This window comes from Amycolatopsis thermalba (genome assembly GCF_023376025.1).
GTDB classification, from domain to species: domain Bacteria; phylum Actinomycetota; class Actinomycetes; order Mycobacteriales; family Pseudonocardiaceae; genus Amycolatopsis_E; species Amycolatopsis_E thermalba.
This window is the reverse complement of record NZ_CP091196.1, coordinates 7,160,004-7,172,325: the sequence shown is the minus strand read 5'-3', so window position 1 is coordinate 7,172,325 and position 12,322 is coordinate 7,160,004. Positions and strand designations below refer to the sequence as shown.

At 70.1% G+C, this 12,322-nt stretch carries 10 protein-coding genes; 4 read left to right on the top strand and 6 right to left on the bottom strand.

The features are described from left to right. Window positions 1–6 precede the first annotated feature (6 nt). Window positions 7–1,107: a LacI family DNA-binding transcriptional regulator gene (locus L1857_RS34740; protein WP_094005652.1), complete on the bottom strand. Its 1,101-nt coding sequence runs from the start codon at window positions 1,105–1,107 to the stop codon at window positions 7–9. Between the two features lie 196 nt (window positions 1,108–1,303). Here L1857_RS34740 and L1857_RS34735 point away from each other — a divergent pair, with 196 nt between their 5' ends. The 3 genes from L1857_RS34735 to L1857_RS34725 are packed head-to-tail and all read left to right on the top strand — an operon-like array spanning window position 1,304 to window position 3,904. Beyond that, window positions 1,304–2,209, top strand: coding sequence for a metal ABC transporter solute-binding protein, Zn/Mn family (locus L1857_RS34735; RefSeq protein ID WP_116110229.1), 906 nt, complete (start codon window positions 1,304–1,306; stop codon window positions 2,207–2,209). Further along, window positions 2,206–3,000 (top strand): metal ABC transporter ATP-binding protein, encoded by a 795-nt coding sequence (locus tag L1857_RS34730; RefSeq protein WP_094005654.1) that lies wholly within the window; start codon window positions 2,206–2,208, stop codon window positions 2,998–3,000. Before L1857_RS34735 ends, L1857_RS34730 begins: the two co-directional genes overlap by 4 nt. 22 nt (window positions 3,001–3,022) lie before the next feature. Further along, window positions 3,023–3,904, top strand: coding sequence for a metal ABC transporter permease (locus L1857_RS34725; protein WP_094005655.1), 882 nt, complete (start codon window positions 3,023–3,025; stop codon window positions 3,902–3,904). Here L1857_RS34725 and L1857_RS34720 read toward each other — a convergent pair. From L1857_RS34720 to L1857_RS34710, 3 genes are read right to left on the bottom strand one after another with little or no spacing between them, the layout of a single operon-like run. Further along, entirely contained in the window at window positions 3,861–5,174 is a 1,314-nt protein-coding gene (locus L1857_RS34720; protein ID WP_205413205.1) for an alginate O-acetyltransferase AlgX-related protein, read from the bottom strand. The genes L1857_RS34725 and L1857_RS34720 overlap by 44 nt on opposite strands. 21 nt (window positions 5,175–5,195) lie before the next feature. Then, window positions 5,196–6,419 (bottom strand): DUF445 family protein, encoded by a 1,224-nt coding sequence (locus L1857_RS34715; protein WP_094005657.1) that lies wholly within the window; start codon window positions 6,417–6,419, stop codon window positions 5,196–5,198. Window positions 6,420–6,452: 33 nt separating this feature from the next. Then, window positions 6,453–7,685 (bottom strand): DUF445 domain-containing protein, encoded by a 1,233-nt coding sequence (locus tag L1857_RS34710; protein ID WP_094005658.1) that lies wholly within the window; start codon window positions 7,683–7,685, stop codon window positions 6,453–6,455. Window positions 7,686–7,820: 135 nt separating this feature from the next. Here L1857_RS34710 and L1857_RS34705 point away from each other — a divergent pair, with 135 nt between their 5' ends. After that, the gene (locus L1857_RS34705; RefSeq protein ID WP_233157281.1) at window positions 7,821–8,879 is read left to right on the top strand and encodes a coiled-coil domain-containing protein; all 1,059 of its coding nucleotides are present in this window, start codon (window positions 7,821–7,823) and stop codon (window positions 8,877–8,879) included. Between the two features lie 687 nt (window positions 8,880–9,566). Here the strand turns inward: L1857_RS34705 and L1857_RS34700 are convergent. Further along, window positions 9,567–10,955, bottom strand: a complete 1,389-nt coding sequence (locus L1857_RS34700; RefSeq protein WP_116110233.1) for an FGGY-family carbohydrate kinase — start codon at window positions 10,953–10,955, stop codon at window positions 9,567–9,569. Continuing rightward, window positions 10,952–12,283, bottom strand: a complete 1,332-nt coding sequence (locus L1857_RS34695) for an MFS transporter (protein WP_198958234.1) — start codon at window positions 12,281–12,283, stop codon at window positions 10,952–10,954. The genes L1857_RS34700 and L1857_RS34695 overlap by 4 nt, the downstream gene beginning before the upstream one ends. Window positions 12,284–12,322 lie beyond the last annotated feature (39 nt).

The following is a 12,322-nucleotide window of genomic DNA, read 5'->3' as shown; positions in this document are numbered from 1 at the left end:
GAGAGATCACGGCCCGAACCAGTGCTGCTCCATCGTGCGCGGCGGCGCGGACGTCGTGCCGATCCGCAGCTGCGTGTTGAGCGTGATGATCCGCGGCTTGACGTGGTCCCCGGAGGACAGCAGCAGCTTGCCCGCCGCGCGGCCCTTCTCCAGCACCGGCTGGTGCACGGTGGTCAGGCCGGCGCGCTCCGCCTCCGCGATGCCGTCGAACCCGGTCACCGTCAGGTCCGCGGGCACCCGCAGGCCGCGGCGGTTCGCCTCGGCCAGCGCGCCGAGCGCGAGGATGTCCGAGGTGCAGATCAGGGCGGTCACCTGGGGATGCGCGTCGAGCAGGTGGCGGGCCGCGGCGGCGCCGTCGTCCACGGTGTGCTCGAACCGCTCCACCACCGGCACGGCCGACCAGTCGACACCGACCTTCGCGAACGCCTTCGCCAGCGCCTCCAGCCGGGCGCGCTGCACGTGGAAGTGCGCGCTCTGCTGCCGGTCCAGGTAGGCGAACCCGTCGTTGCGGTCGCGCGCCAGCCGCATGCACAGCACGCCGATCTGCCGGTGCCCGAGCTGGATGATGTGCTCGGCGAGCGCGGTGACGGCCGTCGTGTCGTCGGGGCCGACCCGGTCGACGCCCTCGATGCGCGGCTGGTCGATGATCACCGTCGGCACCGGGCGGGCCAGCACGGCGCCCAGGTGCGGGTCGTCGTCCGGCACCGAGTACACGACGAAACCGTCCACACCGGCGCGGTGCACGGCGGCCACGTCGTCGCGCCCGGGGCTGGCCGGCACGAGGTGCAGCCCGACGCCGGCGTCCTCGCACGCCAGCGCGAGCCCCTCCAGCACGCCGATCGCGGCCGGGTCGCGGAAGGCGTAGGACAGGTTCTCGGTGAGCAGCAGGCCGACGGCACCGGCCTTGCGGGTGCGCAGCGACCGCGCCACCGGGTCGGGGCCGGGGTATCCGAGGCGGCGGGCGGTTTCCAGCACGCGCTTGCGCAGTTCGGGTGACAGCTGGTCCGGGCGGTTGTAGGCGTTGGACACGGTGGTCCGAGACACGCCGAGCTCCGCGGCGAGCGACGCCAACGTCGCCTGTCGCCTCATGCGCATAGGACGCCCCATGAGGGAACCGTAACGGTTCAGAACGGAGTCGTGAAGTCGAACGCCGTCCGTGCGGCGTGCGCCACTGCGCAACGTCACGTTCAAGCGGCGGTAACCGAGCCGGTGAGATCGTCACCCGTTCAGGTAAGGTGAACCCGAAAACCGTTTCCAATAGCGCTGTCGGTGCTTCCCACCTCGTACTTCAGGAGTGCTCGCGATGAGTTTCCCCCGCCTGATCGGTCTCGCGTCCGCCGCGACGGCCCTCGTCCTCGGCCTCACCGCCTGTGGTGGGGGTAACACTGGCAGCGACGACACCGGCGGCTCCGGCGGCAAGATCAACGTGGTCGCCTCGACGAACGTCTGGGGCAGCGTGCTGTCCGCGGTCGGCGGCGACCAGGTCGCGGTCACCTCGATCATCGACGACCCGAGCGCCGACCCGCACTCCTACGAGACCACCCCCGAGGACGCCATCGCCGCGCAGAACGCGCAGCTGACCCTGGCCAACGGCGGCGGCTACGACGACTTCTTCGGCAAGCTCGCCGACCAGGCCGCGAACGCCCGCAAGCTCAACGCCTACGAGATCGGCGCGACCGGCGACGAGAACGAGCACGTCTGGTACAGCTTCGCCACCGTCGCCAAGGTCGCCGACCAGGTCGCCGCGCAGCTCGGCCAGATCAAGCCGGACGCCGCGCAGACCTTCACCACCAACGCCACGAACTTCAAGTCCCAGCTCGACCAGCTCACCACCAAGGCCGAGCAGATCGGCACCGCCCACCCGGACACCAAGGTCCTGGTCACCGAGCCGGTCGCGCACTACCTGATCGAGGCCGCCAAGGTCACCGACGCCACCCCGGCGGAGTTCTCCGAGGCCATCGAGGAGGAGACCGACGTGCCGCCGGCCGCGCTGGCCGAGTTCAACTCGCTGATCACCGGCAAGCAGGTCAAGGCCCTGATCAACAACGAGCAGACGGTCACCCCGGTCACCGAGCAGGTCGTCGGCGAGGCGACCCGCGCCGGCATCCCCGTGGTGGGCGTGACCGAGACGCTGCCCGCCGGGACGACGGACTACATTGCCTGGATGACCAGCGAAGTCGACGACCTGGCGAAGGCACTGAACTCTTGAGCCCTGCTGTCGAGATCTCCGGCGCGACCCTCGCGTTCGGTTCGCGCACGCTGTGGTCCGGTCTGGACCTCGCGGTCGAGCCCGGCGAGTTCGTCGCCGTGCTGGGGCCGAACGGGTCGGGCAAGACCAGCCTGCTGAAGGTGCTGCTCGGTCTGCAGCACCTCTCGCGTGGCAGCGTGCGCATCAACAGCGATCACCCGGTCGGGTACGTCCCGCAGCAGAGGGCGATGGCCGAGGCGCTGACGCTGCGCGGGGTCGACCTCGTCGGGCTGGGGCTCGACGGGCACCGCTGGGGCACCGGGCTGCGTGGACTGGCCGAGCGACGGCGGCGGGTGTCCGCCGCCGTCGCGGCGGTCGGCGCGCAGTCCTACGCGAAGCAGCCGGTCGGCAAGCTCTCCGGCGGTGAGCAGCAGCGGCTGCGCGTGGCGCAGGCGCTGGTCGGCGAGCCGGACGTGCTGCTGTGCGACGAGCCGCTGCTGTCGCTGGACCTCGCGCACCAGCGCGCGGTGAGCGAGCTGATCGACGCCCGCCGCCGCGAAGCCGGTACCGCGGTGCTGTTCGTGACCCACGAGATCAACCCGATCCTGCCGTACGTGGACCGCGTGCTGTACCTGGTCGACGGCCGGTTCCGGATCGGCCCGCCGGAGGTCGTGATGACCTCCGAGACGCTGTCCGAGCTGTACCGGGCGCGCGTGGAGGTCGTCCGCGTCGGCGGCCAGATCCACGTCGCCGGTGCCCGCAGCGCGGTCTGCGAGGACGAACCCCACCACCTGGACGAGCGCGTTTCGTGAGCACCGAAGGTTCCCGCTGAACATGGACAAGCTCTTCGACTTCGGTCTGACGGCGCAGCTGCTCGGGCTGCCGTTCGTGCAGACCGCCCTGCTCGCCGCGGCCGTGCTCGGGCTCGTCGCCGGAGTGCTGGGCCCGCTGATCGTGACCCGGCGGATGTCCTTCGCCGTGCACGGCACCGCCGAACTGGCCTTCACCGGCGCGGCCGGTGCGCTGCTGCTCGGCGTCGGCGTCGAGTTCGGGTCGCTGGCCGGCGCGGTGATCGCCGCGCTGCTGCTCGGCCTGCTCGGCGGGCGGGAGTCCGATCGCGACTCGGTGATCGGCGCGATCCTGTCCTTCGGGCTCGGTCTCGGCGTGCTGTTCCTGTGGTTCTACCCGGGCCGCGCGGCCAACAAGTTCGGCATCCTGGTCGGTCAGATCGTGTCGATCGAGACGACCAACCTGATCGTGCTGGTCATCGCTGCAGTCGCGGTGCTGCTGATCCTCGCGGCGATCTACCGGCCGCTGCTGTTCGCCAGCGTCGACCCGCACGTCGCGGCCGCGCGCGGGGTGCCGGCGCGGACGCTGTCCGTCGTGTTCGCCGTGCTGGTCGGCGTCGCGACGGCGCTCGGCGTGCAGATCGTCGGCGCGCTGCTGGTGGTCGCCATGATGGTCACCCCGGCCGCCGCGGCCGTGCGGCTCACCGCGAGCCCGTGGAAGGCGACCGTGCTGGCCGTCGTGTTCGCCGAGACGGCCGCGCTGGGCGGCATCGTCCTGTCGCTCGCGCCGGGCGCGCCGGTGAGCGCGTTCGTCACCGCGATCGCGTTCACGATCTACCTGGTCTGCCGCCTGATCGCCTACCTGCGCGACCGGGCCGCCCGCGTCACCGAATCGGATGCTGCTGCAGTTGCGCCTGCAGCGCCGTGAGGAACTCGTCGGTCAGGAACGGCAGCTGACCGCTGGAGACGTTGCGCTCCACGGTCTCCAGCACGATCACGTCCGAGTTGACGAACATCCCGATCGCCTGGTCCCGGCTCGTCTTCGGGGTGAAGTAGGCGAGCATCGTCAGGTTCGCGAACCCGGCCGCCAGGTACCGCGAGGACGCCTTGGTGAACGAGTCGCCGTAGAACAGGGTCTTCTGGTTCACCGTCGAGGACATCGGTGAGGCGAACCGGTAGGACGGTGTCTCGATGTCGGTGATGGTCTGCCCGGCCCGGTCGACGATGCCGTCCGGGCGCAGGTCGTAGAGCACGTTCGTCTTGTCGGCCTTCTTGCCCAGCAGCGGCGGCAGGTCCGCGGCCACGGTGTAGGTGCCGATCTGCTTGCTCTGCCAGGTCGCGGTGATGCCGGGCTGCACGGCCTCGGCGACCGCGCGGGTCATCGCCAGTGAGCCCTCGTCGGTCCAGTGCGTGTCGTTGGACGGGTAGACCGGCCGGTTGACGCGCCGCGCCTCCGCCGTCAGCGCCGGCCGCAGGTCCACGGCGCCGGCCGCGTCGATCTGCTGCCAGGTGGGCGCCTCCGCGGCCCGGTGGCACTCCCGGCCCGGGTAGCTGGACGGCAGGTTCTCCGGGACCATGGTGGATTTGTCCGGCGCCACGACCCACACGAACTTGCGGCCGGACGCCTCGATCATCGTGCGCAGCCGGCCCATCCGCTCCAGCGTGTCGGACAGCATCCGGACCGGGGAGCACTTGGCCTCGGCGTCGTAGCCGAAGTACAGCCAGCCGTTGCGGCCCTCGATCACCTGCCGGTAGCCGGCCTGGTCGAGCGGGCCCGAGGTGGTGGGCTGGTCGGCCTCGCCCTGCGTCTGCGTCGGCGGCGGGCTGCCGGGCAGGGGACCGGTTTCGGTGGTGCCCGCCTGGTCGCGTGGCGGGGTCTCGCCGAAGAAGGTGCGGCTGACCCAGTCCGCGGCGTCGATCGCGGCGCCGCGGAAGGTGAGCTGGTCGGTGGCCCAGCCGGGCAGGCTGGTGAAGAACGCCCAGCCGTCGCCGATGCTGGGGAAGCTCGCCAGGTGCCGGTTCTCGATCTCGGCGGGGCGGGCGCCGAACACCCACAGCAGCGCCGGGGTCGTGAAGAACACGATCGCGCTGATCAACGCGGTGAGCTGCCGGCCGCCGTGCCGGGGCCGGTGCAGGGAGTGCTCGCGGGGCAGCCACGCCTCGTGCACCGCGGGGAGCTGCTGCGGTTCGTGCGCCACGCGGCCACGGTAACGGTTCACCTAGTGCAGCATCAGCAGAACCTGCAACTCGCCGACCACGAACCCGATCACACCGCCGACCGCGATCAGCTTCCACTCCTCCTGGCGGAACGCCGGGCGCAGCAGGTTCTCGTAGTCCTCGGGCGTGAGCGCGAGCATCCGCCGTTCGACCAGGTTCGCCAGGTCCATCGCCTCCACCAGGTACGGCTCGGCGCTGCGCAGCAGGTACGGCATCTGCGCGAGCGCCCCGGCGGCCGCGGTCTCGGTCATCTCACGCAGCCGCTCCCCGCCGACGGTCGCGGACACCAGCGGCCGGATCAGGCCGACCTGCTCGTCGACGGCCCGTGCCACCACGCGCCGCACGAGCGCGGCGAGCCGGTCGGCGCGCGGGCCGGTGAGCAGCTCGTCGAGGAGGTTGGGGACGGTCAGCACCTCGCGGGCGATGATCTCGCCGTACTGGCGGGCCACCTCGGCCTTGCGGCGCTGGAACTTGCCCTGCAGCGTGATCGGCCCGATCTTCACCGGGCGGCGCGGCAGGAAGATCATCTTGATGGCGAGCCAGTCGGTGAACAGCCCGATGGCCCCGCCGAAGGCGGGCAGCACCCACGGGTTCTTCGTCAGCGCCCACACCACCGCCTGCACGACGCCCAGGACGAACCCGAAGTAGATGCCGCAGCGGGCGATGAACGCCATTTCCGGCCGGGACGTCTCCCGGATGAGCCGCACCAGCAGGGCGCGGTCGCGGGTGAGCCGTTCGACCGTCATGTGCTTGACGTCGAGCACGCCGTCGAGGTTGGTGCGGATCTCCTCCAGCAGCTCCCGCACCAGCTTCGGCGAGCCGGCCTGCAGCTGCTTGACGATCAGGTCCTGCGCCATCGGCGGCAGCGACTCCCACAGCCGCGGGTGGTGCCGGGCGAGCACGTCGCGGGCCAGGGCGTCGATCGCGCGCAGCAGCGGCTGTTCGATCTCCCGCACCAGCCGGTCGGGCTGGATCCGGCCGATCACCTCGCCCAGGTCGATCAGGTTCTTGGTGAGCAGGTCGGTGGCGATCGCCGCCATCCGGCCGCCGTGCTTGGGCACCACGCCCTGCCAGCCGAAGATCGGGCGGATGCCGACGAAGTCCAGCGGGCGGAACATCATCTCGATGGCCACGCGCTTGGTGACGTAACCGATGAGGGCGGCGATGAACGGGATCGCGGTGTAGAGCGGCCAGTGCTGCGCGAAGTCGGCCAGCACCGCGTCCATCCGGCCACCCCCTCGGAAATCCTGGCCGCGAGATTAGTGGAGGAGCAGGATCGCCTGAAGCTCGCCCACGAGCCCGCCGATGATCGCACCCACGGCGATCAGCTTCCACTCGTCCTGCCGGAACGCGGGCCGCAGCAGCTCCTCGAACTCCATCGGGGACAGCTGGCGCATCCGGTCGACGATCGTGTTCCGCACGTCCAGGGCGTTGACCGCGTACTCCTCGGCGTACCGGATGGTGTCCGGCACCCGCTCGGCGGCCTTGAGCGCGGCGGCCTGCTTCATCTCCTGCCACTTGCGGGTGCCCACCGCGGCCGCGACGAGCGGTTTCACGACGCCGGCCTGCGCGTCGATGGTCCGCTGCACCTCGCGGCCGATCAGGTGGAACAGCCGGTCGGCCTTCGGGCCCTTGAGGATGGCCTCCAGGAGGTTCGGGATGGTGATGATCTCGCGGGCGATCATGTCGCCGTAGTCGGCGGCCACCTGGTCGCGGCGTTTCTGGAACACGCCCTGCCAGGTGTAGAGGCCGAAGAACTCGCGCGGCTCGCGCGGCAGGAAGATCATCTTGAGGGCGAGCCAGTCGGTGAACCAGCCGATGCCGAGGCCGAACAGCGGCATCACGATCGGCGACTTGGTCAGCGCCCAGACGACGAGCTGGACGCACCCGAGGGCGAAGCCGAACACCAGGCCGGAGTTCGCGATGAACCGCATCTCGGGGCGGGAGATGTCCCGGATGAGACGGTTGAGCAGGCTCTTGTCACGCACCAGGTTGGTGATGACCATGTTCTTGAGGTCGAGAACGTCCTCGATGTTGTCCGACAGCTCCCGCATGATCTTCGCGATCACCTTGGGCGCCTCGGCCTGGACGCGGCGCAGCAGCAGTTCCTTGGCGCCGGTGGGCAGGGCCTCCCACAGCCGCGGCTGGTACTGCTCCATGACCTCCTCGGTGATCTCCTCGACCACCTGCAGGAGGGGCTGCTCGATTTCCTTGGCGAGCTGGTCGGGGTCGAGCCGGGCGAAGATCTCCTTCGGGTCGACGAGGTTGCTGGTGAGCATGTCGGTGGCGGTGGCCGCCATGCGTTCGGCGTTGGCCGGCAGGACGCCCTGCCACCCGAGGAACGGTTTGATCCCGACGAACTCGATCGGCCGGAACATCATCTCGATCGCGACGCGCTTGGTCACGTAGCCGATGAGCGCCGCGATGAACGGCATCGACACGTAGAGCGGCCAGTGTTCGGCCAGGTCGGCCACGATCTCCTGCAGTTGCACCGGCCCCTCCTCGCGACTCCCGCCGAACCGTATCCCAGCCGTTCCGGGGGAGGCGCGGACCGGATTCAGTTGATCTTCGATAATGTGTCACCCGAAAGTATGGAAACCCAGGTCCAATAGCACTAAGGTGCCCGCATGCCTCCTGCCGAGTCCCAAGATCCCATCGCTGGTAATCCCCTGTTCCCGCTCGTGTTCCGCGGCTACGACCGGCCGCCGGTGGACGAGAAGTTCGCCCAGCTGACCGCCGAGCTGAAGGAGACGTCCGTCTCCCGTGACGAGGCCCTGTCCTCGGTCGCCGAGCTGACCCGTGCCCTGTCCTACGCCCAGCAGGAGCTGAGCGAGGCCAAGCAGGCGCTGTCGCGGATGGCGAGCGACCCGTCGAGCGCCGCCACGATGACCGAGCGCGTGCGCACGATGATGACGCTCGCCGAAGAGGAGATCGCCGAGCTCAAGAACCGCGCCGAAGCGCAAGCCGACGACATCCGCGCCGCGGCCGACAAGTACGACCTGGACACCCGCAAGGCGGCCGACAAGATGGTCGCCGAGCGCGAGGCCGAGCTGGCCAAGCGGCGCGACGACCTCGAGCTGGAGTTCCAGGAGCGGCACACCGCGCTCACCACCGAGCACGAGAACCTCATGGAGCAGGGCCGCGCCGAGATCGCGCGCCTGAACGAGGAGGCCGCCGAGGAGCGGGCCCGCCTGGACGCCGAAGCCGCCGACGCGCGTGCCAAGGCCGAGCGGGAGACCGCCGAGGCGCTGGCCCGCAAGACCGACGAGGTCGAGACGGCGCTCGCGCGCAAGACCGAAGAGGTCGAGACCGCGCTGGCCCAGAAGACCAAGGAGGTCGAGGAGCGACTGGCGAAGGACACCCGGGAGACCGAGGAGCGCCTGGCGAAGCTGGTCGCCGAGACCGAGGCGAAGATCGCCAAGGACACCGAGGAGACGGAGACCCGCCTGGCGAAGATCACCGCCGAGACGGAGTCGCGTCTGGCCAAGCAGACGTCCGAGGCGGAGACCCGGGCGAGCACCCTGGTCGCCGACGCGGAGCGCCAGCTGTCCGAGGCGCAGCAGGCGCGCACCGAGGCGTTCGAGTTCCGCCGCGAGGTCACCGAGCGCCTCACGGCCACCCACTCGGCCCTGCAGGAAGCACTGGAAACCCTAGTCCCAGCCGACGACCGCACCCCCGTCGCCTGAGGATTTTTTCAGCTGAAAGCGCTGGCGCGCTGTGCGCGCCAGCGCTTTTTTTCTTCGGCGCGCGCGCCAGGCTTTTTGAACAAACCCGAGCTGGGTGGTCATCCCGTCGCCTGACACGTGACGATCACTTTGAGCCAGGCCCGCAACCCACGCTCTCTCCGGCGGCCGGGTACCCAACCTTGCGGGCCTGGCTCAAAGTGATACACACAAACCGGAAGGCGACGGGATGACCACACAGCGACCACCTGCCCAAGGTGAGCCGACAACGGTCCCCCGTCATCCCGGAGCCTGCCCGTCCGGCGAGGACATCTTTTGATCTTTAGAGGTGACGTTAGGCAGGCGAAGAGCCCGCCCTCCGGGCGGTAAAACCAGGGCGCCTACGGCGCCGAACGGTCACCTTACGACCACCCCCGCCCCCGATGCCTGATTGTGTTTCGGTCGCCGAGCAGGCGTGTCAAGGCGGGAAAGAGTACCTTGACACGCCTGGTCGGCGACCAAAGATCGGCTGTGGATCGGGGGCGGGGGAGGTCTGGTTGGGGTAGTCGGTGCTGTTGCGTTGCCGGCCGCCGGTCGTGCAGGTTGGTCGGCCCATTCGCTAAAAACTCTTCCCTCGCCGACCTCTGCTGCTCCGTCAGCCCCTGTTTCGCCGCCGGCGCTTCTTCCCCCGCCGGCCCCTCTTCCCCTACCTCAAATCCACCCTCTGCTAAGCAATTCCCCCTTGAACCGCTCGTAATTCTCTTCCAGCGCATCCCGTTCCGCCGGGTCTGGCTCGATCAGCGTTTCCTCTCCGCTGATCATCTCCGCGGCCTCGGTCAGTCCTCCCGGCAGTACCGCGGCCGCCGCGAGCATTGCTGCCCCGTAGCCCGTCTCGGCCTGGGGGGAGATCCGCAAGTCCATCCCGTTGACCGTCGCCCGGATGCGTGTCCACAAGGGACTTCGGCTGCCCCCACCGGCAGCGACCAAGGGGCCGCTCACCGGCACCCCCAGCTCCCGCAACCGCTCCAACGCCAACCGCTCGACGAACGCCACGCCTTCCAGCCGCGCGCGGTGCAGTTCCACCTCGTCCCGTGGCTCGCCCAGCACGAAGCCCCGCGCGTCCGGGGTGACGAACGGGAAGCGCTCTCCGGCTCGCTTCAACGGGTAAGCCACCACGCGCGCCGGGCCCAGTCGCGCCGCCGCTTCGTCGAGGTGAGCGAGGTTGGGCACGCCGGCCACCGCCTCGCCGCCGGTGTTCGACGCCCCGCCCGGCAGCCACCAGCCGTCCGGGTGCCGGTGGCTGTACATCGCGCCCGAGGGGTCTCGCACCAGCTGCTCGGTGACCCCCTTCAACACGTACGTCGTGCCCAGGATGCCCACGAAACGGCCCGGCGTCACCGCACCCGTCGCCAGCTGGCCGGCGCAACCGTCGGTCATGCCGGCCACCACCAGGCACCCCTGGGGCAGGCCGGCGACCGCGCGAGGCAGCTCGCCCAGCACGGTCGTCGGCCGCACGACCTCGGGGAGCCAGTCCACCCCGAAGTCGAACACCTCGGCCGCCCACTCCTCGCGCAACGGGTCGTACCCGCTCTTCAGGGCATGCGAGGAGTCGGTCGCCACCGGGCGGCCGAGGAGCTTCTCACCGATCAGATCCGGCGTGTGCCGGACCCCGGCCGCGCCGGGAAAGGCACGCCGCAACCAGTTGATCCGGCCCAGCGCCGCGGTCGGGGACACGCTCATCCCCAGCTCGCGCCACCGCTGCGCGCCCACCGCCGCCGCCTTCGCGTTGTCGTCCGCGCCGCGACGGTCGTCGTACATCAGGGCCGGGCCGAGCGGCTCACCCCGGTCGTCGACCGCGACGATCGTGCCCGACGTGGCCGACACCGCGACCGCCCGCACCGGCCCGGCCTCTGCGGTCACCCGGCACAGCACCGCCTCGACCGCGGGCCACCACGACCGCGCGTCCTGTTCGCTGCGGCCGGACTCGTCCCGGACCGGGGCGGGCAGCGGCGCCGAAGCCGTTGCCCGCACCGAACCGTCGTCGCCGACCGCGAAGGCACGCACCCCCGCGGTCGCGACATCGACACCGACAACCGTCACGGGCGAGCCACCGTCACGTCCTGCAGGCTGACGTCCTCGTCGATCGCCTTCCGCGTGGTCTCCGGCAGCTTCAGGAACCGGGTCAGCACCGCCGCCACGATGTAGAGCGCCGCGAAGATGATCACCACGCCCGCCGCGCCGGCCGGACCGAGGAACAGCGACACGATCGCGGGCCCGACGAACGCCGCGGCACCGGCGCCGAGGTTCAGCAACGCCATCGCACCACCCTTGTTCTCCGGCGCGAGCGACGGCAGCAGCGCCGAGATCGGCACGAACCCGGCCAGCGTCGCACCGTAGAGCGCGCCGACCAGCAGGGCCACCCAGTAGTAGTCCGCGCCCAGGGCCGTCGGAACGAAGTACAGCAGCAGGATCGAGATCGCGCAGCCGATCGCGCCGAACCAGAAGATGGTCCGCTGCCAGCCGATCTTGTCCGAGGCCACGCCGAAGATCAGGTTGAAGAAGATGTTCGTGCCGTAGATGACCGACACCAGCAGCAGCCACCGGCCCTCGCCGAACCCGATCTGGTCGGCGAAGATCGTCGGGAAGAACACCAGCATGCCGAACTCCGGCGCGGTGTTGATGATCCGCACGATCATGCCGACGCCCACCCGCGGGTTCTTCCACGCGATCGACACGCTGGACACCAGGCTCTGCACGGGCTTGACGCCCTCCGGGGCGAGCCGCGTGAAACCGGTCCGCTCGCGCACGCCGAGGACGCACAGCAAGCCACCGGCGGCGAGGATGCCGACGGACAGCCACAGCGTGCCGTAGTGGCCGAGCACCGGGTTGGTGAAGCTCGCGACCAGCGAGCCGAGCGTGGGCAGGCCGCCGGTGAACGCGAAGTAGAACCAGCCGACCGCGGCGCCGAGCCGGGCGACCGGCGCGACCGCGGTGATCCACACCAGGAACCCGAACGCGAACATCGGGTAGCCGAAGCCGCGGATGCCGTAGGTGATCAGCATCAGCGGGTAGTTCTCGCTCGGCACCGCCACGGCGAGGAACAGCACGTCGAACACGAGCCAGATCGCCAGGCCGATCCACATGACCCGGCGCGGTCCCCACAGCTCCGACAACGCGCCGGACAGCCAGGACGCGAGCATCACGGCCACGCCGTATGCGGTGATCACATAGGACGCGTGAATTTCGGTGCCGGCGCCGTGGTCGGCCATGAACGGGGCGATGAACCCGGACTCCACGCCGTCGCCGACCATGAACAGCAACAGGCCGACATAGCCGAGGAACAGCGGGGCCGGCAGCCCCCACCTGGTGAGAAGCCCCCGGAACCCCCTGTCCGGCTGGGACAACCTCGATGTTGCCGTCTGCGTCATCACGCCCTCCATGAGTCTCGAACTCAAGTTATCATGGAG

Bases quoted from the DNA above. Each gene is read 5' to 3' on its own strand.
- L1857_RS34740 (WP_094005652.1), bottom strand. From the start codon at position 1,107: ATGGGGCGTCCTATGCGCATGAGGCGACAGGCGACGTTGGCGTCGCTC.
- L1857_RS34735 (WP_116110229.1), top strand. From the start codon at position 1,304: ATGAGTTTCCCCCGCCTGATCGGTCTCGCGTCCGCCGCGACGGCCCTC.
- L1857_RS34725 (WP_094005655.1), top strand. From the start codon at position 3,023: ATGGACAAGCTCTTCGACTTCGGTCTGACGGCGCAGCTGCTCGGGCTG.
- L1857_RS34715 (WP_094005657.1), bottom strand. From the start codon at position 6,419: ATGGACGCGGTGCTGGCCGACTTCGCGCAGCACTGGCCGCTCTACACC.
- L1857_RS34705 (WP_233157281.1), top strand. From the start codon at position 7,821: ATGCCTCCTGCCGAGTCCCAAGATCCCATCGCTGGTAATCCCCTGTTC.
- L1857_RS34695 (WP_198958234.1), bottom strand. From the start codon at position 12,283: ATGACGCAGACGGCAACATCGAGGTTGTCCCAGCCGGACAGGGGGTTC.